Below are 24224 nucleotides of genomic sequence, written 5' to 3' on the forward strand. Positions count from 1 at the left end.
CATCGACGTTAGGTGATCGGCACTCCCCGCGGCATCTGGTTTTCTCCCCCGAGCCTGCGACCTCGAGTGCGCTGGAGGTCAAGTTCGCGGCATCATTCGGGCATGACTCGACCGGAAGTGGTGCGGTTCCTGCGCACGGAGCCGACGATGGCCTACCCCGAGGGCCGGCTCCTGGCGCTGCGTGCAGGCGCACTGCACGTCCTCGCCCCGGACGGCTGGACCCGCCTGCCCTCGAACCGGCCGGCGGGCACGACGTGGCTGACCCGCGAGCAGGCCGAGGACTGGTGCGAGCGGGAGGGCTGGGACCTACGGCTGCTGGACCGGGTGCCGGCCATGGGCACCCTCTGACCGCGACGCGCCGGCGGCGTGCGGGTCAGCGGTTGGAGCGGGTGCCGAGCAGCACGTCCTCCCACGAGGGGACCGTCGGGCGCGACTTCTTGCCCTTGCCGCGCCGGGGGGCGGGCTTGGGCTCCTCCTTCGCCGCCGCGGGTTCGGGTGCGGGCTCGGGCTGCGCTGCTGGTGGGGCTGCTGGTGGGGCTGCTGGTGCGGTGGGCGCGGCCGGCTGGCGAGGCTGGGCCGTGCGAGGTTCGGCGTCGGGCGCGGCTTCGGCGGCCGGCTGGCGAGGCGTGGCCGCTGGCTGGGGGGTCGGGGTCGCGGGCTTGCGGGAGGTGCGGGTGGCCGCGGGCCGGCGAGGCGGAGCGGTCGTGGACGTGGCCGGCTGGGCAGGCGGGGCCGCGGGGGGCTCGGGCGCCGGCGGCTCCTCCGCCGGCGGGTCGTCCGCTTCGTCGGTCAGCTCGAAGTCCTGCACGAAGTCCTGCTCGCTGCGTGGCTCGGGCTCGCCGGCCGACCGGCGCGAGACCTCACCGACGGCCTGGCGGTGCTCCTGCTCGACCGGGGACTCCACCGGCGCCACGACCCGCTCCGGCCGCTCCGCCTGCGCCGCGAGCTCGGTGACCGGCCGTACGGTGCGCAGCTGGCGGTTGGGGTTGGGGTCGAGCAGGTCGACGGCGAGGTCGTCGAGCGGGCTCACGGTGCCGCCGTGGGCGCCCGGGTGGAACGACCAGTGCGCCCGGTTGTGCGAGCGCCCGGCGGTCCAGGTCAGCTGGACGACCCACTTGCCGTCCTCGCCCTTCCACGAGTCCCACGTGGCGACGGAGTAGTCCTGGCCACGCGCGGTGAACGCCTGCGCCACGACCTCGCCGAGCTCCTGCACGTCGGGCCCGTCCTCGCGGACCGGGTGCGCGCGCTGGGCGAGCTCCGCGGTGCGTGATCGCTCCAACAGCACCGGGTAGGCGAACCGCTCGACACGGTTCGCCGGTACGCCGGCCGCGGACGCGACCTGCTCTACGGACTCTCCCGCACGGATGCGGGTCTGGATCTCACGAGGACGCATCTGGCTCTCCAGCTCGATTGCGATCTGGCCGAGTCGGGTGATGTCTCCTCTGGCTGCCGCGCGCAACCGTTCGTCCGCAGGAATCTGGAAGCGCTCGCCGCGCGCCGGGTCCTCGCAGATGACGATCTTGCCGTCCTCTCCGAGTCCGACGACCCGCAGCGCACGCATCGCGGCCTCCTCGCGACCTGGAACAGACTTCACCTCGCCAGCTGCCCACGGTAGATCGGCGGGTCGCCTTGACGTGCGAGGCGCGCCGAGTACCGTGCCGCCGATCTTGCCCGCACCCGGTCAGCCACGCCAGGCCGTTCCGGTGATCTTCTCGTAGGCGTCGACATAGCGAGCCCTGGTCGCGGCGACGACCTCCGGCGGCAGCTCGGGCGCCGGCGGCTTCTTGTCCCACCCGGTGCCCGCCGCCCAGTCGCGCACGAACTGCTTGTCGTACGCGTGCTGCGCGCGGCCCGGCCGCCACTCGCCGGCCGGCCAGAACCTGGACGAGTCGGGCGTGAGCACCTCGTCGGCCAGGGTCAGCTCCCCGTCCCGGCCGAACCCGAACTCCAGCTTCGTGTCCGCGACGATGATCCCGTTGGCCGCCGCTCGCTCGGCCCCGCGCCGGTAGACCTCCAGCGTCAGCGCACGCAGCGACTCGGCCGTCTCGACGCCGACCTCGGCGACGACCTGCGCGAACGTGGCCGGCTCGTCGTGGCCGCCGGTGGAGACCTTGGTGGTCGGCGTGAAGATCGGCTCGGGCAGGCGGCTGCCCTCGACCAGGCCGGGCGGCAGCTCGACCCCGGAGATCGAGCCGGTCGCCAGGTACTCGCGCAGGCCCGAGCCGGCGAGGTAGCCGCGGGCGATGCACTCGAACGGGATCATCTCCAGCCGCCGGCAGCGCACCGCCCGGCCGGCGAACTCGGCCGGCACGTCGGTGGCCGAGATCAGGTGGTTCGGGGCGACGTCGGCGAGCCGCTCGAACCACCACACGGACAGCTGGGTCAGCAGGGCGCCCTTGTCCGGGATCGGGGTCGGCAGCACCACGTCGTACACCGACACCCGGTCGGTGGCCACCAGCAGCAGGTCCGCGCCGTCGGAGTAGATCTCGCGGACCTTGCCGCTGTAGACGTGCCGCACGGTTGCTAGAGCCGTTCCACCAGCCAGTCGACGCACCGCGTGAGCGCGGTGACGTCGTCGGGCTCGATGGCCGGGAACATCGCCACGCGCAGCTGGTTGCGGCCGAGCTTGCGGTATGGCTCGACGTCGACGATCCCGTTGGCGCGCAACGCCTTCGCGACCGCGGCGGCGTCCGTGCCGTCGGCGAAGTCGACCGTGCCGACGACCTGCGAGCGATGTGCCGGGTCGGCCACGAACGGCGTCGTGTACTCGGTCCGCTCGGCCCAGCTGTAGAGCCGGTCGGAGGAGTCCTTGGTGCGGGCGGTCGTCCAGGCGAGGCCGCCGTGGGAGAGCATCCAGTCGATCTGCTCGGCCAGCAGGAACAGCGTCGCGACGGCCGGGGTGTTGTACGTCTGGTCCTTGCGTGAGTTGTCCAGCGCGGTGGTCAGCGACAGGAACTCCGGCACCCAGCGACCGCCGGTCCCGATCTCCGCGATCCGCTCCAGCGCGACCGGGCTCATCAGGGCGAGCCAGAGCCCGCCGTCGGAGGCGAAGGACTTCTGCGGGGCGAAGTAGTAGACGTCGAAGTCCTCGGCGGCGACCGGCAGGCCGGCGGCGCCGGAGGTGGCGTCGATGGCGATCAGCGCGGCGTCGGAGCCCGCGGGCCGCCGGACCGGCACGGCGACACCGGTCGAGGTCTCGTTGTGAGCCCAGCCGACGAGGTCGGCGCCCTCGGCGTACTCGATGGTGGGCGCGGTGCCCGGCTCGGCCTCGACCACGATCGAGTCGCCGAGGAACGGGGCGTCCCGCGTGACCTTGGCGAACTTCGCGGAGAACTCGCCGTAGGTGAAGTGCTGCGCGCGCTCGCGGACCAGGCCGAAGGCGGCGGCGTCCCAGAACGCGGTGGTGCCGCCGTTGCCGAGCACGACCTCGTAGCCGTCGGGGAGCCCGAACAGCTCGCGCAGGCCCGCGCGGACGCGGCCGACCAGGGACTTCACCGGCTTCTGGCGGTGCGAGGTGCCCATCAGCGCGGATCCGTCGGAGGCCAGCCGGGCGAGCTGCTCCGGGCGGACCTTGGAGGGACCGGACCCGAACCGCCCGTCGGACGGCTTGAGGTCGGCGGGCAGCACCAGCGAGGTCGGGTCGGGCTTGGCGGTCGTGTCCGTCGGTGACTGCGTCATGTGGCGGCGCCTCTCGGCAGTGTCGATTGCGGTGTGACCGGCGCCGTTGCCGGGAACCCCAGTCTCTCTCATCGGACCGACGGCCCGGTCGACCCCCCGGCCGGGAAGCCCGGGTTGTCCACAACCGGTCAATCAATCCACAAGTCGATCTAGCTCCCCCACCACCGTCGGTTCCCGCCGATACGATGGAGCCACGGGGTGCCCCCGGAGAGGGTGGGGGCCGTGGCCGTACGCGTGTGTGCGCATGCGGGTACGCGTGCGTGCTTTGAGACTCGGGCAGTGTGTGCGTCGTGTGCGTGCGGGCGTTTGCTTTCGGGCCGCGGGGGTGCGCGCGGGTTGTTGCTGGGGATGCGAGTCGGGCTTGATGTGCGCGCGTGGTGGCCGGGTGCGGGCTGAGGTCCGAAGCGGTCAGGACTGCGTCGGCCAGGTGCCCAGGTCCAGACCGCCCGGGATGGGGGCCGACGGGTCGTACGGGGTGCGGGTGAAGACGAACGTCGCCAGGTCGAGGTGGTGGGGTGAGCCGTCCGCGTGCCGGTGCAGGCGCAGGGTCTCCCCGGCGTAGTAGCCGTCCAGCCCGACCCACTCGTCCTCCCGCACCGGGCGGAAGCGCGACGCGCGGCCCGCCCCGGCCACCGGCCGCAGGTCCAGCCAGCCGTCCGCCAGCAGGCGCAGCGCGAACGGCGTCGGGCCCCAGAACCACTCGCCCGTCAGCGCAAGCAGCTCAGGCGGCACCGACGGCAGCGGCACCCACTCCGCGGGCAGTGCCGGCTCGTACTCGTCCACCAGCTTCACCAGGTCGAGCGTCAGCGCCGACACCCCGACGCCGGCCGTCGTGTTCGTCAGCGCCAGCGCGCCCGTGGTCGTCGCCGGGTCGACCACCACGCTCGCCAGAAAGCCCGGCATCGAACCGCCGTGCCCCGCGAGCTGGCGGCCGTCCACCCGGAACGCCTGGAAGCCGAGGCCGTACCCGGACGTCCACGCCGTGCCGTCCTCGACCGCCGCCGGGTGGCGCATCTCCGCGACCGTGTCCGGGGAGAGCACGTCGCCGGTGTCGCCGGCGATGAACCGTGCCCAGCGCGCGAGGTCGGCCAACGTCGACCACAGCTGGCCGGCCGGCGCCATCGCGCCCGCGTCCGGCGTCGGCTCCGGCATCAGGACGTCCGCGTACGGGTGCACGGCCCAGCCCAGCGCGTGCGGCGCGACGGGCATGGCCGAGGTGCGGGTCATCCCGAGCGGGGCGAGGACCTCCTCGTCCAGCACCGACATCCACGACGCCCCGCGAAGCTCCGCGACGAGCTGGCCGAGCACCCCGTACCCGACGTTCGAGTAGTGGAACCGCTCGCCCGCGCGGTGCCGCTCCGGCTCGCCCGACATGCTCTCCACCAGCGTCGGCCAGTCGCCGCCGGGCGCGCGCTCCCACCACTCGCCCGGCGACTCCGACGTCAGCCCGGCCGTGTGGGACAGCAGCTGCGCCACCGTGAGGTGCCCGAACGACGTGCCGCTGACGTGCTTGTCCAGCGGGTCGTTGAGGTCCAGCAGGCCCTCGTCACGCAGCCGCATGACCAGTACCGCGATGAACGTCTTCGTGATCGACCCGATCCGGTACTGGGTGTCGGCCGTGGGAGCCGCGCCGTCCACGCTGCCCCGGGCGCCCGTCCACAGCAGCTCCTGGCCGCGGACGACGGCGGCGACCAGTGACGGCGCCCGGCGCTCCGCCTGCTCCACGGCGACCCGGCGGAGCAGCGCGAACTCGGTGGTGTCCAGCATGGCCCGCATTCTGACTGATGACACGGTGCGACTGGATCGGTCATGCGGCGTTACCAATTACCGCGAGTCCGCTCACGGTCCACCCGCACGGTCAGCGCAGCAGCCCGTGCGCCATGGCGGTTGTCACCGCGGCGGTCCGGTCGGACACCTCCAGCTTGGCGAACGTGCGCAGCAGGTGCGTCTTCACGGTCGCCTCCGCGATGTGCAGCGCCCGGCCGATCTCCGCGTTCGTCAGGCCCTTCGCGACCAGCGCCAGCACCTCCACCTCGCGTGCCGACAGCGTGTGCTGTGCCGGCCGGCGCACCTGGTTGACCAGCCGCCCGGCCACCGACGGCGCGAGCACGGTCTCGCCCCGCGCCGCCGCCCGGATCGCGCCCGCCAGGTCCGTCCGGGACGCGTCCTTGAGCAGGTACCCCGACGCGCCGGCCTCCACGGCACGCAGGATGTCCGCGTCCGTCTCGTAGGTCGTCAGCACCACGACCCGGACCCGCGGTGACTCGGCCAGGATTCGCTCGGTCGCGCCCACCCCGTCCAGCCCGGGCATCCGCAGGTCCATGAGGATCACGTCCGCCTCAAGCGCGCGGGCCCGCGCGACGGCCTCCTCGCCCGAGCCCGCCTCGCCGGCGACCGTCAGGTCCGGCTCGGCCTCCAGCATCCCGCGCAACCCCTCCCGGACCACCGGGTGGTCGTCGACCAGCATGACCCGGATCAACGCGGCACCTCCACCTCGACCGTCGTACCGGACGCTCCACTGTGGACTGACAGGGAGCCGCCGACCTGCGTGGCCCGCGAGCGCATGCCGACCAGCCCGAACCCGTCGGACGGCCGTGTGATGTCGAACCCGGTCCCGTCGTCGGCGACCCGCAGCACGGCCGCGGATCCGTCGACCCGCAGGCAGATCGACACCGCCGACGCGCCGGAGTGCTTGCGCACGTTGGTCAGCGCCTCCTGCACCGCGCGCAGCAGTAGCACCTCGGTCACGGTCGGCAGCCCCGCGCTCTCGCCCTCCACGCGGTAGGTGGCCTGGATCGGCGTCTCCTCGGCGAGCCGCTCGACCTGGCGCCGGATCGCCTCGTCCAGCGACCCGGTGCCCAGCGCCGACGGCATGAGGCCGGCCACGAGCGCCCGCGCCTCGCCGAGGTTCTCCCGTGCGGTGCGGGCCGCGAGCCGCAGGTGCCGCCGCGCCTTGTCCCGGTCACCGTCCAGTTCGGACTCGGCGGCCTGCACGAGGGTGACCAGGCTGGTGAAGCCCTGCGCCAGCGTGTCGTGGATCTCCGCCGCGAGCCGGGCCCGCTCGGCGGCCACGCCCGCCTCCCGGGACAGCCGGCTCACCTCCCCGCGGCTCGCCTCCAGCTCCCTGATCAGCGCCCCCCGCTCCGCGCTCTGCGCCACGATGCGGTGGATCCAGGCACCGAGCAGCGGGGAGAAGACGGCGGTGAGCAGGACGAGGGGAGCCACCACGGCGAGTACCTGGCCCGCGTCCTCCTCCATGATCGCGGCGGCCAGCGGCAGGAGGTTGATCGCGACGGTGACCGCGACGGCCTCCACGAGTCGCAGGGTCATGAAGACCAGCGGGCACACGGCGAACAGCGCGAACGCCGCCGACGGCTCGATCGCGACGGCCGCGACCAGCAGTGCGACCTCGCCGGCGATGAAGATCCGGCCACGTGCCGGGCTCTCCCGTCGGGACACGATGGTCCGCCGGCCGAACACGACGTACCAGGCGGCCATCAGCGACAGCAGGGCGGTGACGACCGCCTTCGCGGCCGGGGTCGGCTCGTCCGTGCCGAGCGCCATGGCGACCAGCGCGACGTAGCCGATCCCGAGGTAGACGTCCCACAGCCAGAACCAGCGCGTCCACGCGTCCCCGCCGGTGCCGCGCTCCCCGGCGCTCAGCCCTCGCGGCGGTTGGTCCACCGGAACGTCAGCAGGCACAGCACGACTCCGATCACGCACCACGCGGCCAGTGCCAGCGCGGTCGTTCCGTGTTCCCAAGATCCCGCCGCCTCCATGCTCATCATGCCGTCCGGCAGGAACACCGAGCGGAAACCCTGCGCGACCCACTTGATCGGGAAGAACGAGCCGATGTCGATCATCCAGTCCGGCAGCGTGGACACCGGGATGTACACGCCGGACAGGAACTGCAGCGCGACGTAGGGCACGTTCACCACGGCCGCCGCGCCCTGCGCCGACTTCGCCACCGAGCTGATCGTGATGCCCAGCAGCGAGCACGAGATCGTGCCCAGCACGAACACCCACGCGAACGTGAACCAGCGGTCGGCCGTGCTCGGCAGTTCGACGTCGAACAGCAGCATGCCGACCGCGACCAGCAAGACCACCTCGGCGATGCTCGCGACCGCGACCAGGATGACCTTGCCGATGAAGTAGGCGGTGGCCGGGATCGGTGCGCCGCGCAGGCGTTTGAGCGTGTGGTCCTCCAGGTCCTGCGCCACGCCGATGCCCAGGTTGAGGAACGACGTCGCGATGATCCCGGCGCCGGCCATGCTCGCCGCGAACACCTGGCCGGCCGTTACGCCGGTGCCCTCGAAGGTGTCGGTGAAGATCGAGCCGAGGAGGACCAGGATCAGCGCGGGGAAGGTGAAGGTGAAGATCACCTGCTCCTTCTGCCGGAAGAACTGCTTGAGCTCGATCCCGCCGCGGGAGAGGCCGACGCGCAGCACGCTCGGCAGCGCGGCGGTGCGGTCGAGGACGCTGGCGGTCATCGGGTGCCTCCGATCAGCTCCAGGTAGGTGTCCTCCAGGCTCGGCCGGGAGATGGTGAGCCCGGCGAGCTCCCGGCCGCCCGCGGACAGCTCGTTGACGAGCGCCGTCGGGGTGTCGGTGAGGAGCGAGCGCGGGCCGGTCTCGTCGAGCCAGCTCACCGTGACCTTGGCGGTGGAGCGGCCGCCGAGGGTGGCGGGCGTGCCCCTCGCGACGATCGTGCCGCCGGAGATGACGGCGACGTCATCGGCGAGCGCCTCGGCCTCGTCGAGGTAGTGGGTGGTGAGCAGGATCGTGGTGCCGTCGGCGGCGAGGGCGCGGACGAGGTCCCAGAACTGTCGGCGGGCTCGCGGGTCGAACCCCGTGGTCGGCTCGTCGAGGAAGACGAGCTCGGGCCGGCCGACGATGCCGAGCGCCACGTCGAGCCGGCGGCGTTGTCCGCCGGAGAGCTGTTTGACGCGGGCGCGGGCCTTCTCGGCGAGCCCGACCTGCTCGATGACGGCGTCCGGGTCGGCGGGGCGCGGGTAGTAGCCGGCGTAGTGGTGGACGCTCTCCGCGACGGTCAGCCCGGCGGCGTCACCCGCGGTCTGCAGGACGATCCCGATGCGGGCGCGCCACGCGCGGCCGGCGGTCCCCGGGTCCTGGCCCAGCACGGAGACCTCGCCCGCGGTGCGCGTGCGGTGGCCTTCGAGGATCTCGACGGTGGTGGTCTTGCCGGCGCCGTTCGGCCCGAGCAGGGCGAACACCCGCCCCTGCTCGATGTCGAGGTCGATCCCGTCCACCGCGACGGTGTCGGCATAGGACTTGCGCAGTCCTCGAACCTGTATGGCGGTCATGCGGAAATCGTGTCCCCGCCACACCCGCACCCGGGACGTCCACGCGACTGAACCCCCGTGTCCACCACCCGACGGACACCCGTCCACCCCCATCCTCGCGGTCCGGAACGGGGGACTGGGGTCAGGTGGTGATGGTGGACCAGCCCTCGACCTCTTCGGCGCGGCGTGGGCCCGGGCCCACGTAGTGCGCCGACGGGCGCACCAGGCGGCCGGTCCGCTTCTGCTCCAGGATGTGCGCGCACCAGCCGGCCGTGCGGGCACACGTGAACATCGCCGGCATCATGTGGGTCGGCACCTGGGCGAGGTCCAGGATCACGGCCGCCCAGAACTCCACGTTCGTCTCTATCGCACGGTCCGGCCGGCGCTCCCGCAGCTCCGCGAGCGCCGCCTGTTCCAGCTCCGCCGCCGCGTCGTACCGGGCCGCGCCGAGCTCCCGGCAGGCCTGTCGGAGCACCCGGGCCCGCGGGTCCTCCGCGCGGTACACGCGGTGGCCGAAGCCCATCAGCCGCTCGCCGCGGTCCAAGATGGACGATACGACCTTGCGTGCGTCGCCGACATGCTCGACCTCCTCGATCATCGGCAGCACCCGTGCCGGCGCCCCACCGTGCAGCGGGCCGGACATCGCGCCGATCGCGCCCGACATCGCGGCCGCGACGTCCGCGCCGGTGGAGGCGATCACCCGGGCGGTGAACGTCGACGCGTTCAGCCCGTGCTCGGCCGCCGAGACCCAGTAGGCGTCGATCGCCCGCACGTGCGCGGGGTCCGGCTCGCCGCGCCAGCGGGTCATGAACCGTTCGGTGATCGTCGCGCACTCGTCGATCCGCCGCTGCGGCACCGCCGGCCGGCCGATGCCGCGCGCGGACTGCGCCACGTACGACAGCGCCATCACCGACGCGCGCGCGAGCTGCTCGCGCGCCTCGACGTCGCCGACGTCCAGCAGCGGCTCGTAACCCCAGATCGGCGCGAGCATGGCCAGCGCGGCCTGCACGTCGACCCGGACGTCGCCGGTGTGCACCGGGATGGGGAACGGCTCGGCCGGTGGGAGGCCTTTGCCGAAGCGGCCGTCGACGAGCAGCGCCCACACGTCGCCGAACGTGACCCTGCCGGCGAGGTCCTCGATGTTCACGCCGCGGTAACGCAGTGCGCCGCCGTCGCGGTCGGGTTCGGCGATCTCGGTCCGGAAGGCGACCACGCCCTCGAGCCCAGGGCGGAAACCGTCGTCCGCCGCGTCCGCCGTCGTGTCGATCTTCCGCACCGCGCTGTGCATGGCTTCAGCCTCTCCCGCAAGTCCCCGAGCATCGCAACTTTCCTCCTGAGTACGTCTGGTGGCAATTGGGCGGATCGGTGGTTTCGGTCACGATTCAGGAAATCGATTCAGAAGGCGCGTGCGTCCGGTCCGGCCGATGGCGCGGCTGGGGCGCGTCGACCTGTGTCCACTGTGGACGCTGGGCTGGGACGCTGGTAACCCCGTCCCCGGCGCGACGGGCCGTCAGCCTTGTCCCCACTGTGGACGGTCGGTGTGGATCATCCTTGCTCTCCGGGCGCGGCCGTTCCGCACGTCGACGGTGACCGGGGGCCGGTCCGGCGCGCGCGACTACCGCGTGCCGCCGGACGACCGCACCGGGGACCCCCGGCGGACGCGGAGGCGGCGGGGTGTAAAACGGACCGCCTGAGGGCGCGGAAATTTTCCGACGGGGTCGCGTTCGCGCCGGCACGGCGACCCGCGTCCGGCCGGCGAGCGAGCGAGCATCCGGGCCGGTGGCCGTGGGAGGATCGCGCATCGTCGACCTCCCGTGGTTGCCGTCCCAGCGGTGATCCCGGTGTCGGTAGCAGCTGAGGGAGTAGGTCCGATGGGGCAGGGCGGGCAGAGCCGCATGTATCGGGGTGTGGACACCGAGCAGCGGCGTGCCGAACGACGGGAGCGGCTGCTCGAGGCCGCCCTCGACGAGTTCACCACGCGGGGCTACCACAAGACCAAGATCGCGGACCTGTGCGCGCGGGCCGGGGTGTCCACGCGGAACTTCTACGAGAAGTTCGCCAGCAAGGAGGCGCTGCTGCTCGAGCTGCACGCGCACATCAACACCGAGGCGATGAAGCGCATGATGCCGGTGCTGGGCTCGCTCACCGACGCCGAGCCGCTCACCCGGATCACGACGCTGCTGGACGCGTTCGTCGCGGCCGTCACCTCCGACGCGCGCTACCCGCGGCTGAACTACGTCGAGGCGCCGGGCATCAGCAAGGCGATGGAGCTCCAGCACCGCGAGTGGTTCACCCGGTACACGGACTTCATCGAGGCCGAGTGCGACCGCGCGGCCGCCGCCGGGGTCGCGCCCGAACGGGACTACCACCTGACGGCGATCGCGCTCGTCGGCGCGATGACCGGGATCCTGCGTGAGTGGCAGGCGCACGAGCCGCCGCTGCCGGTCGCGGCCGTCGCGAGCGAGATCCGGGCGGTGTTCCTGGCCGCCATCACCCGTCCGGCGTAGTTCGCGGAGCGGGATCGATTCGGCTGGTGTCATCACCCACGGTGTGGTTTCCGGATGGGCGGATTACCCGTACCTTCGATGGCGGAGGGCTTTCCGGCGATCGGCGGCAGGCCCTCGCTTGATATGCGAGGTGTGAGGTAATCCCTACACGGCTAGGAGATCCGAGGATGAGGGACGCCGACGTCGCGGCCAGCAGCATCGCCGTTCAGTTGCCGCAGATGCGGGTCTCCTACGACGAGGGAACGCTGAGCGAGAGCGAGCTCGCCCCCACCTGGCACGAACAGCTGCAGAAGTGGCTGGACGACGCGATCCACGCGGCCTCACCCGAGCCCAACGCGATGGTCCTGGCCACCGCGAACGCCGACGGCCTGCCCGCGTCGCGCACCGTGCTGTGCAAGGGCCTCGACGAGCGCGGGGTCGTGTTCTTCACGAACTACACGTCCGCGAAGAGCCACGATCTCATGGCCACCCGCTACGCGTCGGCGACCTTCCCGTGGTACACGCTGCACCGGCAGGCGACCGTGCGCGGCGTGGTGGAGAAGGTGAGCCCGGCGGAGACGGCGACGTACTGGGCCATCCGGCCGCGCGGCTCGCAGCTGGGCGCGTGGGCGTCCCCTCAGTCCATTGTGGTCAGTGGCCGCGCGGCCCTGGAGAACGCGCTCGCGAACGTGCAGCGCCGCTTCGCGGACGCCGACGAGGTGCCGGTGCCGCCGCACTGGGGCGGGTGGCGCATCCTGCCCGAGGTCGTCGAGTTCTGGCAGGGCCGCCGGGACCGCATGCACGACCGCCTGCAGTTCAAGCTGAAGGCCGACACGTGGAAGGTCGAGCGCCTCGGCCCGTAGCCACGACCCGAGCGGTGAGGACCGTCTCGCGGATCGGGTTCCTTAGCGCGCCTAAGCTCTTGGCGTGGGGGTTCTCTCTGGTGGCCGGATGCGCCGGATCGCCATCGACACGCGTCCGCTGCGGATACCGGCCTTTCGGCGGCTGTGGGCGTCGACCGCGATCACCGCCGTCGGTGGGCAGTTCACCGTCGTCGCGGTGCCCAAGCAGGTCTTCGACATCACCGGGTCCTCCGCGTACGTCGGGCTCACCGGCGTGTTCGGGCTCGTGCCGTTGCTGGTGTTCGGGCTGTGGGGCGGCGCGATCGCCGACGCGGTCGACCGGCGGACCGTCATGCTCGTCAGCAACACCGGCATCGCCCTCACCTCCGTCGCCTTCTGGGCGCAGGCCGTCGCCGGTCTGGACGACGTGTGGCTCGTTCTCGGCCTCCTGTCCGTCCAGCAAGCCTTCGTCGCGATCAACATGCCCACCCGCACCGCCGCGGCCGCCCGGTTGGTGCCGATGGACCTCCTGCCCTCCGCCACCGCGCTGACCTCGACCGTCGGCTCGTTCGGCATGGTCTTCGGCCCGCTCGTCGCCGGCGCCCTCCTGCCGCTCGCCGGCCTGCCGCTGCTCTACCTCCTCGACAGCGTCGCGCTCGTCGCCGCGACTGTCATGGTCCTCGGGATCCCACGTCTCCCGCCGCTCGACGGCGTCCGGCGGCGGGCCGGGCTCAAGGACATCGCCGACGGGTTCCGCTACCTCGCCGCCAAGAACGTCCTGCTCGCCTCGTTCCTCATCGACATCATCGCGATGGTCGCCGGCATGCCGCGCGCCCTCTACCCGGAGCTGGCGGAGCACACGTTCGGCGACCCGTCCGGCGGCGGGCCGGCGCTGGGCTGGCTCTACGCCGCCATCCCGATCGGTGCCCTGCTGTGCGGGCTCGCCTCCGGCTGGATCGGCGACATCCGCCGGCACGGCGTCGGCGTCACGGTCGCCGTCTGTGCCTGGGGTGCCGCCGTGATCGGGTTCGGGCTCGCGCACGCACTGTGGCTCGCGGTCGTCTTCCTCGTCCTGGCCGGCGCCGCGGACATGGTCAGCATGGTCTACCGCAGCGCGATCCTGCAGTCCGCCGCCACCGACGAGATGCGCGGCCGCATGCAGGGCGTGTTCACCGTCGTCGTCGCGGGTGGGCCGCGCGTCGCCGACGTCGTCCACGGGTGGGCCGCGGCCGGTGTCGGCACGACCGCCGCGGCGGCCGGCGGGGGAGTCCTGGTGATCGTGCTGACCGTCGTCGCGGTGGCCTGTCTGCCCGCGTTCTGGCGGTATCACGCGATAGCCGGACAGTCGGTGAAAGCCTGACGAGTGGATCTAGCCAACCCGGTCATGATCCGGCATGCTGAATGGTCATGGTGACCGAGAACACAATTCCCGCCGAGGAGTCACAGCCGACGCTGAAGCGGGCCATCGGCCCGAAGCTGCTGTACTTCTTCGTGATCGGCGACATTCTGGGAACCGGCGTCTACGCGCTGACCGGCAGTGTCGCCGGCAAGGTCGGCGGCGCGCTGTGGCTGCCGTTCCTGGTGGCGTTCCTGGTCGCGTTCCTCACCGCGTTCGCCTACCTGGAGCTGGTCGGCAAGTACCCGCGCGCGGCGGGCGCCGCGCTGTACACCAACCGCGCGTTCCGCAAGCCGTTCCTGACGTTCGTGGTGGCCTTCGCGGTCATGTGCTCGGGCATCACCTCGGCGTCGGCCGCCGCGAGGGCCTTCGGCGCCACGTACCTGCCGGCGGCCTTCGACATCGAGGTGTCCGGCTTCGTGATCGCCCTCGTGGCGGTGGCGTTCGTCGCCCTCCTCGCCCTGGTCAACTTCATCGGCGTGGCCCACTCGGTGAAGGCCAACGTCGTGCTCACCCTCATCGAGCTGGCAGGCCTGGCGATCATCATCGGTGTCGGCGTCTACGCGGTCGCCGGCGGCGAGGGCGAGCCGAGCCGGCTCACCGAGGTCAACACCGCGGACACCAGCTGGCTGCTGGCCATCACCGCGGCCACCTCGCTGGCGTTCTTCGCGATGGTGGGCTTCGAGGACTCGGTGAACATGGCCGAGGAGATCAAGGAGCCGTCCCGGATCTTCCCGAAGGCTCTGCTGTCCGGCATGGCCACCGCCGCCCTGATCTACGTGCTGGTCGCGATCACGTCCTCGCTGCTCGTCTCGGCGAGCGAGCTGGCCGACGCCGAGTCCGGGGCCCTGCTGCTGGTGATCGGCATCGGCGCGCCGGACTTCCCGATCTGGCTGTTCGAGTGGATCGGCATGTTCGCCGTGATCAACTCCGCGCTGATCAACATGCTGATGGCCAGCCGGCTGCTCTACGGCATGGCGAACGAGCGCATCCTGCCCCGGGTCTTCGGCACGGTCCATCCGTTCCGGCGCACGCCGTGGGTGTCCATCCTGGTCACCAGCGGTATCGCGGCGGTGCTGGTGGCCACCGCCGGCGAGGACGGGGTGAGCAAGCTCGGCGGCACCACCGCGCTGTTGCTGCTGTGCGTGTTCGCGGTGGTCAACATCTCGGTCCTGGTGCTGCGTCGGGAGAGCGTGGAGCACCGGCACTTCCGGGCTCCGACCTGGACGCCGATCGTGGGCGGCATCCTCTGTGGCTACCTCGCCTTCCCCTGGCTGTCCGGCCGGCCGGCCAGCGACTACGTCATCGCGGTGGTCCTGGTCGGCCTAGGCATCCTGCTGTGGTTCGTCAACTGGTTCTACCTGCGCAGCAAGGGCGAGCAGGTCGAGGAGTTCGACCCGCAGGCGTTGAAGGACTGATCCGGCGCTGCGCATAAGGTCTGATCACATGAGCAGACCTACCGGCGAGCAATTCGAGATCGCGAGCGGCACCGGCGAGGACCGGGCGCGGGCGGTCGTCACCGAGGTCGGCGCGTCGCTGCGGGCCTTCGAGGTCGGCGGCGTGCCCTACGTGGAGACCTTCGGCGAGGACGACACGCCACCGCTGGGCGCCGGTGCGGTGCTGGTGCCCTGGCCCAACCGGGTCGGCGGCGCCACGTGGTCGCACGCGGGCGTGCGCCAGCAGCTCGAGGTCACCGAGCCGGTGCGGGGCAACGCGATCCACGGACTCGTCCGGCGGGAGAGCTGGACGGTCGCCGAGCGCGACGACGCGGCGCTCACGCTCGCCGTCGAGGTCGGCGAGGAGCAGGGCTGGCCGTTCCCGTTCCGCACGACCATCACCTACGCGCTCGACGGCGCGACGCCGGGCCTGACCGTCACGCACACCGTGCACAACGCCGGCAACGAGGAGATGCCCTTGGGCGTCGGCACGCACCCCTACCCGCGGCCGGGCGACCTCGACGTCGACGACTGCGTGCTCACGCTCGCCGCGGGCACCGTGCTCCCCGTCGACCCGGAGACCATGGTGCCGACCGGCAAGCCGCTCTCGGTGGAGGGCACGGACCTCGACCTCCGCGGCGGGCGGCCGGTGCGCGGGCTGGCGCTGGACACGGCGTTCGGCGACTGCCGGCCGGGCGACGACGGCCTCGTGCGGCACTCGCTCACCCGCGACGGGAGCGGCGTCGAGGTGTGGGCGGAGGCGAGTTTCGGCTGGGTACAGGTGTTCACGCCGGACGAGTTCCCCGGCAAGGGCGCCCGCGCGGTCGCCATCGAGCCGATGACCTGCCCGCCGGACGCGCTGAACTCCGGCACCGACCTGATCACGGTGGCGCCCGGCGACATGTGGATCGGCCGTTGGGGGATCCGCCCGCTGGACCGGTAGGTTGCACGGCTGTGAGTACTGCTGTCACGGGTGGTTATGTCGTACCGGTCGATGGTGACCCGATCGAGGGCGGCACCGTTCTGGTGGAAGGCGGCCGGATCGTCGCCGTCGGCCCCGAGGCCGATGTGGATGTTCCAGACGACGCCGAGATCGTCGACGCCTCCGGCACCTGGGTGCTGCCCGGCTTCATCGAGTCGCACGGTCACGTCGGCGTCTACGAGGAGGGCGACGGCTGGGCGGGCAACGACGTCAACGAGATGACCGACCCGAACGGCGCCCGGCTGCGCGCGCTGGACGCGATCAACCCGGACGACGAGGGCTTCCGGGACGCGCTGTCCGGCGGCGTCACGACGGTGGTCGTCAAGCCGGGGTCGGGCAACCCGATCGGCGGGCAGACCGTGGCGGTGAAGTCGTGGGGCCGCACGGTCGAGGACATGCTCGTGCGCGAGCCGGTCAGCGTGAAGAGCGCGATGGGCGAGAACCCCAAGCGGGTGTACGGCGACCAGCAGAAGCTGCCGTCCACCCGACTCGGTGTGGCTGCGGTGATCCGGGACGCGTTCGTGAAGGCGCAGGACTACCGCGAGGCCCGCGAGTGGGCGACCCGCGAGGGCAAGCCGTTCGAGCGCGACAACACCCGCGAGGTGCTGGCGCGGGTGCTCGACGGCGAGCTGCCGTGGTGCCAGCACAGCCACCGCGCGGACGACATCGCGACGGCCATCAGGCTGTCCGAGGAGTTCGGCTACAAGCTCATCGTCAACCACGGCACCGAGGGTCACCTGATCGCGGACACGTTGGCGGCCAAGGAGATCCCGGTGATCATCGGCCCGCTGATCGTCGGCCGGTCCAAAGTGGAGGTTCGGCGGCGGCACATGCGCAACGCGGGGATCCTGGCGCGTGCCGGGGTCGAGATCGCGCTGACGACCGACCACCCGGTCGTGCCGATCGACTACCTCGTGCACCAGGCGACGTTCGCGGTCAAGGAGGGCCTGGACTCCGAGACCGCGCTGCGGGCGATCACCATGAACCCCGCACGGATCATGGGGATCGGCGACCGGGTGGGCACGCTGAGGGCCGGCCTGGACGCGGACCTCGTGCTGTGGTCGGGCGACCCGCTGGACGTGATGAGCCGCGCGGTGCGGGTGTTCGTCGGCGGCCGCGAGGTCTACCACTTCGACGAGTCCACCGGCCTCGGCGTCACATCCAACCCGTTCTACCAGGAGTAGAAAGGTCTCGCGCCGATCAACGCAACCTCAGGGGACCGTGACGGCACCCAGCCACAATCAACCGGACTTCCGCACTGTTCGCTGGGACTCAACCGACGCATTCAAATCCGGGGAGGCGGACTTGAGCTCCCGGGCTATCAGCATGCGCTGGATCTGGTTGGTGCCCTCGAAGATCTGCGGCACCTTCGCCTCGCGCAGGTACCGCTCCACCGGGAAGTCCCGCGTGTAGCCCGCGCCGCCGAGCACCTGCACCGCGTCGGTCGTGACCTTCATGGCCGCGTCCGTGGCGACGAGCTTCGCGATCGACGCCTGTCGGGTGAACGGCAGCCCCCGGTCGCGCCGCCGCGCCGCCTCCAGGTAGGTCGCGCGGGTCGACTCGACCGCGGCGGCCATGTCGGCCAGCAGGAACTCCATGCCCTGGAACTCGATGATCGCCTTGCCGAACTGCGAGCGGCCCTTCGCGTAGGTCACGGCCTCGTCCAGGGCCGCCTGCGCGAGGCCGACCGAGCACGCGGCGATCCCCAGCCGCCCGGACGACAGCGCGTTGAGCGCGATCTTGAGGCCCTCGCCCTCGGCGCCGAGCAGCCGGTCGGCGGGCACGAGGGCGTCTTCGAAGATCATCTGTGTGGTCGTCGAGCCGGTCAGGCCCATCTTGCGCTCCGGCGGCGCCGCGGACAGGCCCGGCGTCGCCGCGTCGACCAGCAGGCAGCTGATGCCCCGGCCGCCGTCCGGCGAGGTGCGCACCATCGTCGTGTAGAAGTCCGCGTGGCCGCCGTGGGTGATCCACGCCTTGACGCCGTTGACGACGTAGCCGTCGCCGGACCGCTCGGCCCTGGTGGACAGCGCCGCGGCGTCCGAACCGGCCTGCGGCTCCGAGAGTGCGTACGCGCCGAGCAGGTCGCCGCCGAGCAGGTCGCCGAGCCAGCGCTCCCGCTGCTCATCGGTGCCGTACTCGGCGAGCGCGAAGCACGACATCACGTGCACCGACAGCCCGACGCCCATGGACATCCAGGCCGTCGCGATCTCCTCCAGCACCTGCAGGTACACCTCGTAGGAGAGCCCGCCGCCGCCCCACTGCTCCGGGTAGGGCAGGCCGAGCAGCCCGCTGCGGCCGAGCAGCCGGAACTGCTCGCGCGGGAACCGCTCCTCCTCCTCGTGGCGTGACGCGATGGGTGCGAGCTCGTCTCTGGCGATCTCCCTGGTCAGCTTGACGAGATCCGCCGCGTCCCGGTCTGGCAGCAGCCGCTCGGCGGGCATACGACTTCCTCCGGTGATCAAATGCTCGGACGCCGATTAGTATGACGCCCTACTATCGGGTAACCATCCGTACCCATCGTGAGGTGGCGCATGCTCTGTGTCGGCGGTGAGGCGCTCGTCGATCTCGTGCCGGCACCGGCCACCGGCGCCGGCGAGCTCGGCGCGCTGCTGCCCCTGCCCGGCGGCGGCCCGTACAACACCGCGGTCACCCTCGGCCGCCTCGGCACGCCCGTGCGGTTCCTGTCCCGGCTCTCGACCGACACGTTCGGCGAGGCGCTGCTGGCCCGGCTCCATGTGTCCGGAGTGGACACCTCGCTCGTGCAGCGGGGCGACGAGCCCACGACCCTGGCGGTGGCCGGCATCGGGGCGGACGGCTCGGCGCGCTACTCCTTCCACGTGGCGGGCACGGCCGACCGCCTCGTCGCGGACCCCGGCGAGCTGCCCCCGGACGTGACCACGCTGTCGCTCGGCACGCTGTCGCTGCTGCTCGAACCCGGCGCCACGACGTACGAAACGTTGCTGCGCCGCCATTCCGCGCGTGGCGGGCTCACCGTCCTCGACCCGAACGTCCGCCCGGCGATGGTCGCCGACCCGGTCGCCTACCGGAAGCGGTTCGCCTCGTGGCTGCCGGACGTCGGTGTGCTCAAACTGTCCGTTGAGGACGCCGCGTGGCTCGCGGACGACACCGGCGGTGGTGTCGACGGGGTGCTCGGCGTGGTCCGTGAATGGCTCACCGCCGGCCCGGCCGCGGCGGTCGTCACCCGTGGCGCCGGCGGTCTCGTCGCGCTCACCGCGGACGGCGGCGAGGTCGAGGTGCCCACCGTGCCGGCCCCGGTCGTCGACACCATCGGCGCGGGCGACACCGTGCACGGAGCGTTGCTGCACTGGCTGCACGAGCACGGCGTCACCACACCCGCGGCGGCACGGGAGATCGACATCGCCGGCTGGCGGGAGCTGCTGGCGTTCGCGGCAAGAGCCGCGGCGGTGACCGTCTCCCGGGCCGGGGCGGAGCCGCCGTACGCGGCTGAGCTGCGAATTCATCGGTAAAAGTGCCGCGGCCCACACCGTCTGCACTGTCCGGGCGGCTCGAACCGCACTAGCGTTAACTGGAAAAAGTCACGTTTGTTGAGAGGGACACGCATGCCTGAGGCCAGGACCGTCCCTGCCGGGGCCGGCAACAACAATGCCGCACCAGCGGGGGCCGACAACGGCGCGCCGGAATCCGTCGCGCTGCGTTACCCCGGCGGCGAGCTCGAAATGTCGGTCACGCGTGCCGCCGAGGGCTCGCACGGAATCAACGTCGGCAAGCTGCTGTCGACCACCGAGCTCGTGACGCTCGACCCCGGATTCGTGAACACCGCCGCGTGCACGTCGCAGATCTGCTTCATCGACGGCGACGCCGGGATCCTGCGCTACCGCGGCTACCCGATCGAGCAGCTCGCCCGACGCTCGACCTTCATCGAGGTCAGCTACCTGCTCATCTACGGCGAGCTGCCGACCCGGTCGCAGCTCGACGAGTTCACCTCGAAGATCAGCCGGCACACTTTACTGCACGAGGACCTGAAACGGTTCTTCGACGGCTTCCCGCGCGACGCGCACCCGATGCCGGTGCTGTCGTCGGCGGTCTCCGCACTGTCCACCTTCTACCAGGACAGCCTGCAGCCGTTCGACAATGAACAGGTCGAGATCTCGACGATCCGGCTGCTGGCGAAGCTGCCCACGATCGCGGCGTACGCGTACAAGAAGTCCGTGGGCCAGCCGTTCCTCTACCCGGACAACTCGCTCGGCCTGGTCGAGAACTTCCTGACGATGACGTTCGGCTTCCCGGCCGAGCCCTACGAGGTCGACCCGGACCTCGTGCGGGCGCTGGACCTGCTCTTCGTGCTGCACGCCGACCACGAGCAGAACTGCTCGACGTCCACCGTACGGCTCGTCGGCTCGTCGGAGGCGAACCTGTTCGCGAGCATCTCCGCGGGCATCAACGCGTTGTTCGGCCCGCTGCACGGCGGCGCGAACAGCGAGGTGCTGCACATGCTCGAGGGCATCCGCGACGACGCGGGCGGCGTGGACACGTTCGTCAAGCGGGTGAAGAACAAGGAGAAGGGCGTCAAGCTGATGGGCTTCGGCCATCGGGTCTACAAGAACTACGACCCGCGGGCCGCGATCGTCAAGAAGACCGCCGACGACATCCTCGCCCGCCTCGGCGGCGACGACAGCCTGCTGGACATCGCCAAGCAGCTCGAGGAGCACGCGCTCGCCGACGAGTACTTCGTCGAGCGCAAGCTGTACCCGAACGTGGACTTCTACACCGGGCTGATCTACCGCGCGATGGGCTTCCCGACGAAGTTCTTCACGGTCCTGTTCGCGCTGGGCCGCCTGCCCGGCTGGATCGCCCACTGGCGCGAGATGATGAACGACCCGGCCACCAAGATCGGCCGCCCGCGCCAGGTCTACACCGGTGTCACGGAACGCGACTACGTCCCACTCACCAACCGCTGACCCCGCGAGTCCAACGCTCCGAACCCGCGAGTCCAACGCTCGGAACCCGCGAGTCCAACGTTCCGGACCCGCGAGTCCAACGTTCGGAACGTCGAACTCGGCGCACCGGAGTGTTGGACTCGCGGTACCGGAGCGTTGGACTCGCGGGTTCAGCGCAGGGCGTCGCGGAGGCGGCGGCGGGGTCCCATGTGGAGGACGGAGTTGCGGTACACCACGCCGCCCACGCGGGCCAGTACGACCACTGTCGCCAGGGTGAGCACGATCGCGAGACCCACCTGCCACAGCGGGGCCGCGGCGAGCGCGATCCGGCCCGGCATCAGAATCGGCGCGAGCGGAGGCAGCAGCGACAGCACGGTCGCCGTAGCGCCGGACGGGCCGCGCGAGAGCACCGCGAAGCCGAGCACGAAGGCCACCACGAGCATCATCGTGATCGGCATCAGCACCGACTGGACGTCCTCCTGCCGCGACACCAGCGAGCCGACCGCCGCGAAGACCGTGGCGTACAACAGGTAGCCGAGCAGGTACCAGACCAGGCCCCACGCGAGCGTGCCGGCCGCCGTGGCCGGGATCGTCACCACGCCGGTCAGGATCGCCAGCAGCAGGCCAACCACGCCGACCGCGAACAGCTGGATCAGCCCGACCAGGCCGAGCCCGAGCACCTTGCCGGTCAGCAGCTGCCACGGCCGCACGGTCGCGAGCAGCAGCTCCACCACGCGGCTGGACTTCTCCTCCACCACGCCCTGCGCCACCATCGACCCGTACAGCAGCAGCGCCAGGTACAGCAGCGCCACGACGATGAGCGCGAGCGCGAGCCGCTGGTCGTGCTGCGGGTCCGGGGGCTCCAGCGATTCCACCCGAACTCCCACCCCCGCCACCATGTCCAGCACCTGGCCGGCGTCGAGGCCCTCGACCGAGGCGAGCAGCCCGCTGAGCACCTGCTGCTGGACGAGTCCATTGAGGACGGTTCGTAAGTCGGGGTCGAGGTCGCCGCGTACCAGTACCCGAAGCTCCGCCGGCGCGCCGCTGACCAGTGCGTCCAGCTCGCCGTCGGCCACCATGTCCCGGCCGGCCGCGAGATCGGTGACCTCGGTCGTCGTCACGTCGTGGTCCAGCTGCGCGGCGGCGTCCTTCAGCGGCCCCGCGACCGCGATCGCCTGCCCGTTGAGCCCGACCCGCGTGGGGTGCTCCTCGTCGAACATCGTGCTCTGCGTGAGGACGTAGCCGATCAGCACGACCAGCGACACCACGGTGCTGACCACGAAGGACCTCGTACGCAGCCGGGTGTTCAGCTCGCGCCGCGCCACCAGGTAGACCGTCCGCGCGGGGCGGGGCTCACTCGTCACGGAACCACCACGTCCCGGTACAGCTCGGCGAGCGTCGGCCGCACCCGGGTGAACTCGCGCACCGGTCCGGTCGCGAGCGCCGCGGTCAGCACGGCCTGGTCGTCCACGCCGTCCTCCAGGTGCAGCCGTGTGCGTCCATTGTGGACATCGAGTACCTCGACGCCGGGGACCGCGGCGGCCCAGCCGGCCGGCGCGTCCGGTGCGTCCACGAGTAGCTCGACCCGGCTGCCCGCGCTCAGCTCGTCCACGGTCCCGGTGGCCACCATGTGTCCATTCTGGATGATGCCGATCCGGTCGCACACCCGCTCCACCAGATCCAGCGCCTGGCTGGAGAACAGGACCGGCGCGCCCGCGTCCGCGCGTTCGCGCAGCACCTCACTCAGCACGTCGACCGCGCCCGGGTCCAGCCCGGCGAACGGCTCGTCCAGGACCAGCGCGTCCGGATCGTGCACCAGGGCGGCGGCGAGCTGCATACGCTGCTGGTCGCCGAGGCTGAGCTGCTGGACGCGGTCGCCGCGCCGGTCGCGCAGCCGGAGCCGCGCGATCCAGAGCTCCGCCGCCCGGTGCGCGTCGTTGGTGGTCATGCCGTGCAGCTCGGCCAGGTAGACGAGCTGGTCGAGGACCCGCATCCGGGGGTAGAGCCCGCGCTCCTCGGGCAGGTAGCCGATCCGGCGGCGGGTGCTCGGCGTGACGGGCTCGCCGCCGAGGCGCACCGCACCGGCGTCCGGGGCGAGCACGCCGAGCACGATGCGCATGATCGTGGTCTTGCCGGCGCCGTTGCTGCCGACGAAGCCGAAGATCTCGCCGGGAGCCACGGTGAAGCTGACGTCCCGGCAGGCGACGACCTGGCCGTAGCTCTTGGCGATCCGGTCCACCTCCAGTACCGCTGGTGGCACGCCTGGCCCTCCCTCGAGTGCCCGATGACAAGAGTATCCAGGCCCGCCGACCATGCATGATTACCGGGCGTCCGCATCGGATTACGTTTGAAAATTCTTCGCGTGACTACGTCCTTCGGCGGTCCTGGCTGGCGTATGTTCCCGCGAGGATGCTGTCATGATCCAGCAAGCACGGGTGGAGTGGCGAGGGCATGGACCCGGATAAGTGGTTCGCGCAGTACGACGCGAAGTTGCGGGACGCGGCACAGAAGGCGGAGAAGGCGGAGAAGGCGCTCAAGACCGTTGGCGGGTCGGCAACGTCGCGCGACGGCGAGGTGACGGTCCGGGTGACCGCGAGCGGCGCGCTGACCGACCTGGTGCTGCGGCCGGGCGTGCGAGACGTCGAGCCCGAGCACCTGGCACAGGTGATCATGGAGACCACTCGGCAGGCGCAGCGCGACGTCGGCGCCCAGGTGGTGGACGTCATGACGAAGTTCGTCGGCGAGGGGGCCGCCCTGGAGGCGGTCAAGGAGCACCTGCCGGAGGGCTACGCGGGCGACGGCCGCGACGACGCCTTCAACATCGAGAAGCGCCGGGACAAGCGTTCCGACGACGAGTACTTCGAGAACCCGCCGGAAGTGATCAAGTGAGGGCCGCCCCCGGCCGGGTCGGGCCGGGGGCTTTTCCATTTTCGACTAGTGAATCGGGGCGTCGTCATGGGTGATGGTTTTCATGTTGTGGTGGGGGAGGTGCGGGCGCACGCGATGGTGGTGACGGCCGTTGCGCAGCGGGTGCGGTCGGCTTCGGGTGGTGCGCAGGAGTCGGTGGGTGGTGGCGCGTTTGGGCAGATTGGTGAGTTCTTCGCGTCGGCGGTCTCGCAGGCGTGTGCGGAGTTGCGGCAGGTCGGTGCTGTCGCTGGGCAGACGGTGGATCAGGTGCGGTCG

Annotated in this window: 23 protein-coding genes; 10 read left to right on the plus strand and 13 right to left on the minus strand. The window is 71.5% G+C overall.

The genetic code is table 11. The features are described 5' to 3' along the window. The first annotated feature begins 102 nt into the window (after positions 1 to 102). A complete protein-coding gene (locus ACRDTB_RS19560) occupies positions 103 to 348 on the plus strand; it encodes a hypothetical protein (RefSeq protein WP_431432240.1) in 246 nt (81 codons plus the stop codon). 25 nt (positions 349 to 373) lie between these two features. Here the strand turns inward: ACRDTB_RS19560 and sepH are convergent, their stop codons facing one another. The 9 genes from sepH to ACRDTB_RS19605 form a co-directional block, all read right to left on the minus strand. Next, positions 374 to 1561 carry a septation protein SepH gene (gene sepH / locus ACRDTB_RS19565; RefSeq protein WP_431432242.1) on the minus strand — a complete coding sequence of 396 codons (1188 nt, stop codon included), beginning with the start codon at positions 1559 to 1561 and terminating at the stop codon, positions 374 to 376. A 120-nt stretch (positions 1562 to 1681) separates the two neighbouring features. Next, positions 1682 to 2518 carry a phosphoribosylaminoimidazolesuccinocarboxamide synthase gene (locus ACRDTB_RS19570; protein WP_431432244.1) on the minus strand — a complete coding sequence of 279 codons (837 nt, stop codon included), beginning with the start codon at positions 2516 to 2518 and terminating at the stop codon, positions 1682 to 1684. A gap of 5 nt (positions 2519 to 2523) precedes the next feature. Continuing rightward, positions 2524 to 3678 (minus strand): phosphoserine transaminase, encoded by a 1155-nt coding sequence (serC, locus tag ACRDTB_RS19575; protein WP_431432245.1) that lies wholly within the window; start codon positions 3676 to 3678, stop codon positions 2524 to 2526. A 408-nt stretch (positions 3679 to 4086) separates the two neighbouring features. After that, positions 4087 to 5445 carry a serine hydrolase domain-containing protein gene (locus ACRDTB_RS19580; protein WP_431432247.1) on the minus strand — a complete coding sequence of 453 codons (1359 nt, stop codon included), beginning with the start codon at positions 5443 to 5445 and terminating at the stop codon, positions 4087 to 4089. A gap of 91 nt (positions 5446 to 5536) precedes the next feature. Next, positions 5537 to 6157, minus strand: a complete 621-nt coding sequence (locus ACRDTB_RS19585; RefSeq protein ID WP_431432249.1) for a response regulator transcription factor — start codon at positions 6155 to 6157, stop codon at positions 5537 to 5539. Further along, entirely contained in the window at positions 6154 to 7380 is a 1227-nt protein-coding gene (locus ACRDTB_RS19590; RefSeq protein WP_431432251.1) for a sensor histidine kinase, read from the minus strand. The genes ACRDTB_RS19585 and ACRDTB_RS19590 overlap by 4 nt, the downstream gene beginning before the upstream one ends. Further along, positions 7338 to 8168 carry an ABC transporter permease gene (locus tag ACRDTB_RS19595; RefSeq protein ID WP_431432253.1) on the minus strand — a complete coding sequence of 277 codons (831 nt, stop codon included), beginning with the start codon at positions 8166 to 8168 and terminating at the stop codon, positions 7338 to 7340. Before ACRDTB_RS19595 ends, ACRDTB_RS19590 begins: the two co-directional genes overlap by 43 nt. Continuing rightward, on the minus strand, positions 8165 to 8992 hold the full coding sequence (locus ACRDTB_RS19600; protein WP_431432278.1) for an ABC transporter ATP-binding protein: 828 nt from the start codon (positions 8990 to 8992) through the stop codon (positions 8165 to 8167). The genes ACRDTB_RS19595 and ACRDTB_RS19600 overlap by 4 nt, the downstream gene beginning before the upstream one ends. Before the next feature lie 130 nt (positions 8993 to 9122). Then, the gene (locus tag ACRDTB_RS19605) at positions 9123 to 10268 is read right to left on the minus strand and encodes a citrate synthase 2 (protein WP_431432255.1); all 1146 of its coding nucleotides are present in this window, start codon (positions 10266 to 10268) and stop codon (positions 9123 to 9125) included. 583 nt (positions 10269 to 10851) lie between these two features. Here ACRDTB_RS19605 and ACRDTB_RS19610 point away from each other — a divergent pair. The 6 genes from ACRDTB_RS19610 (at position 10852) to ACRDTB_RS19635 (ending at position 17306) form a co-directional block, all read left to right on the plus strand. Continuing rightward, complete coding sequence (locus ACRDTB_RS19610; protein ID WP_431432258.1) at positions 10852 to 11487, plus strand: TetR/AcrR family transcriptional regulator; 636 nt, start codon at positions 10852 to 10854, stop codon at positions 11485 to 11487. 167 nt (positions 11488 to 11654) lie between these two features. Beyond that, entirely contained in the window at positions 11655 to 12329 is a 675-nt protein-coding gene (pdxH, locus tag ACRDTB_RS19615) for a pyridoxamine 5'-phosphate oxidase (protein WP_431432260.1), read from the plus strand. Between the two features lie 88 nt (positions 12330 to 12417). Further along, positions 12418 to 13668: an MFS transporter gene (locus ACRDTB_RS19620; protein ID WP_431432279.1), complete on the plus strand. Its 1251-nt coding sequence runs from the start codon at positions 12418 to 12420 to the stop codon at positions 13666 to 13668. A gap of 47 nt (positions 13669 to 13715) precedes the next feature. Beyond that, entirely contained in the window at positions 13716 to 15122 is a 1407-nt protein-coding gene (locus ACRDTB_RS19625; protein ID WP_431432262.1) for an APC family permease, read from the plus strand. Positions 15123 to 15150: 28 nt separating this feature from the next. Next, complete coding sequence (locus ACRDTB_RS19630) at positions 15151 to 16083, plus strand: aldose 1-epimerase family protein (RefSeq protein ID WP_431432264.1); 933 nt, start codon at positions 15151 to 15153, stop codon at positions 16081 to 16083. A gap of 11 nt (positions 16084 to 16094) precedes the next feature. Beyond that, positions 16095 to 17306: an amidohydrolase gene (locus tag ACRDTB_RS19635; protein ID WP_431432265.1), complete on the plus strand. Its 1212-nt coding sequence runs from the start codon at positions 16095 to 16097 to the stop codon at positions 17304 to 17306. A 57-nt stretch (positions 17307 to 17363) separates the two neighbouring features. Here the strand turns inward: ACRDTB_RS19635 and ACRDTB_RS19640 are convergent, their stop codons facing one another. Next, positions 17364 to 18563: an acyl-CoA dehydrogenase family protein gene (locus ACRDTB_RS19640; RefSeq protein ID WP_431432267.1), complete on the minus strand. Its 1200-nt coding sequence runs from the start codon at positions 18561 to 18563 to the stop codon at positions 17364 to 17366. Between the two features lie 90 nt (positions 18564 to 18653). Between ACRDTB_RS19640 and ACRDTB_RS19645 the strand changes: the two genes are divergently transcribed. Together ACRDTB_RS19645 and ACRDTB_RS19650 are read left to right on the plus strand one after the other, a co-directional pair. Further along, complete coding sequence (locus tag ACRDTB_RS19645; protein WP_431432268.1) at positions 18654 to 19610, plus strand: carbohydrate kinase family protein; 957 nt, start codon at positions 18654 to 18656, stop codon at positions 19608 to 19610. Between the two features lie 93 nt (positions 19611 to 19703). Continuing rightward, entirely contained in the window at positions 19704 to 21062 is a 1359-nt protein-coding gene (locus ACRDTB_RS19650; RefSeq protein ID WP_431432270.1) for a citrate synthase, read from the plus strand. A gap of 149 nt (positions 21063 to 21211) precedes the next feature. Here ACRDTB_RS19650 and ACRDTB_RS19655 read toward each other — a convergent pair whose 3' ends face one another. Together ACRDTB_RS19655 and ACRDTB_RS19660 are read right to left on the minus strand one after the other, a co-directional pair. Continuing rightward, positions 21212 to 22405, minus strand: coding sequence for an ABC transporter permease (locus tag ACRDTB_RS19655; RefSeq protein WP_431432271.1), 1194 nt, complete (start codon positions 22403 to 22405; stop codon positions 21212 to 21214). Beyond that, positions 22402 to 23301, minus strand: coding sequence for an ABC transporter ATP-binding protein (locus ACRDTB_RS19660; protein ID WP_431432272.1), 900 nt, complete (start codon positions 23299 to 23301; stop codon positions 22402 to 22404). The genes ACRDTB_RS19655 and ACRDTB_RS19660 overlap by 4 nt, the downstream gene beginning before the upstream one ends. Positions 23302 to 23492: 191 nt before the next feature. Between ACRDTB_RS19660 and ACRDTB_RS19665 the strand changes: the two genes are divergently transcribed. Beyond that, complete coding sequence (locus ACRDTB_RS19665) at positions 23493 to 23930, plus strand: YbaB/EbfC family nucleoid-associated protein (protein WP_431432274.1); 438 nt, start codon at positions 23493 to 23495, stop codon at positions 23928 to 23930. A gap of 45 nt (positions 23931 to 23975) precedes the next feature. On the opposite strand, the gene ACRDTB_RS19670 is transcribed toward ACRDTB_RS19665, so the two are convergent. After that, positions 23976 to 24224 (minus strand): hypothetical protein (locus ACRDTB_RS19670; protein ID WP_431432276.1); only part of this gene is annotated, 249 nt, incomplete at its 5' end.

Origin of the sequence: Actinophytocola sp. (genome assembly GCF_050699935.1) — a bacterium.
Lineage (GTDB): Bacteria > Actinomycetota > Actinomycetes > Mycobacteriales > Pseudonocardiaceae > Actinophytocola.

What these genes read in the sequence shown, in the direction of transcription:
- ACRDTB_RS19605 (WP_431432255.1), bottom strand. Translation starts at nt 10,268, where the DNA reads ATGCACAGCGCGGTGCGGAAGATCGACACGACGGCGGACGCGGCGGAC.
- sepH (WP_431432242.1), bottom strand. Translation starts at nt 1,561, where the DNA reads ATGCGTGCGCTGCGGGTCGTCGGACTCGGAGAGGACGGCAAGATCGTC.
- ACRDTB_RS19595 (WP_431432253.1), bottom strand. Translation starts at nt 8,168, where the DNA reads ATGACCGCCAGCGTCCTCGACCGCACCGCCGCGCTGCCGAGCGTGCTG.
- ACRDTB_RS19620 (WP_431432279.1), top strand. Translation starts at nt 12,418, where the DNA reads ATGCGCCGGATCGCCATCGACACGCGTCCGCTGCGGATACCGGCCTTT.
- pdxH (WP_431432260.1), top strand. Translation starts at nt 11,655, where the DNA reads ATGAGGGACGCCGACGTCGCGGCCAGCAGCATCGCCGTTCAGTTGCCG.
- serC (WP_431432245.1), bottom strand. Translation starts at nt 3,678, where the DNA reads ATGACGCAGTCACCGACGGACACGACCGCCAAGCCCGACCCGACCTCG.
- ACRDTB_RS19665 (WP_431432274.1), top strand. Translation starts at nt 23,493, where the DNA reads ATGGACCCGGATAAGTGGTTCGCGCAGTACGACGCGAAGTTGCGGGAC.
- ACRDTB_RS19625 (WP_431432262.1), top strand. Translation starts at nt 13,716, where the DNA reads ATGGTGACCGAGAACACAATTCCCGCCGAGGAGTCACAGCCGACGCTG.
- ACRDTB_RS19645 (WP_431432268.1), top strand. Translation starts at nt 18,654, where the DNA reads ATGCTCTGTGTCGGCGGTGAGGCGCTCGTCGATCTCGTGCCGGCACCG.
- ACRDTB_RS19650 (WP_431432270.1), top strand. Translation starts at nt 19,704, where the DNA reads ATGCCTGAGGCCAGGACCGTCCCTGCCGGGGCCGGCAACAACAATGCC.
- ACRDTB_RS19560 (WP_431432240.1), top strand. Translation starts at nt 103, where the DNA reads ATGACTCGACCGGAAGTGGTGCGGTTCCTGCGCACGGAGCCGACGATG.
- ACRDTB_RS19580 (WP_431432247.1), bottom strand. Translation starts at nt 5,445, where the DNA reads ATGCTGGACACCACCGAGTTCGCGCTGCTCCGCCGGGTCGCCGTGGAG.
- ACRDTB_RS19630 (WP_431432264.1), top strand. Translation starts at nt 15,151, where the DNA reads ATGAGCAGACCTACCGGCGAGCAATTCGAGATCGCGAGCGGCACCGGC.
- ACRDTB_RS19610 (WP_431432258.1), top strand. Translation starts at nt 10,852, where the DNA reads ATGGGGCAGGGCGGGCAGAGCCGCATGTATCGGGGTGTGGACACCGAG.
- ACRDTB_RS19640 (WP_431432267.1), bottom strand. Translation starts at nt 18,563, where the DNA reads ATGCCCGCCGAGCGGCTGCTGCCAGACCGGGACGCGGCGGATCTCGTC.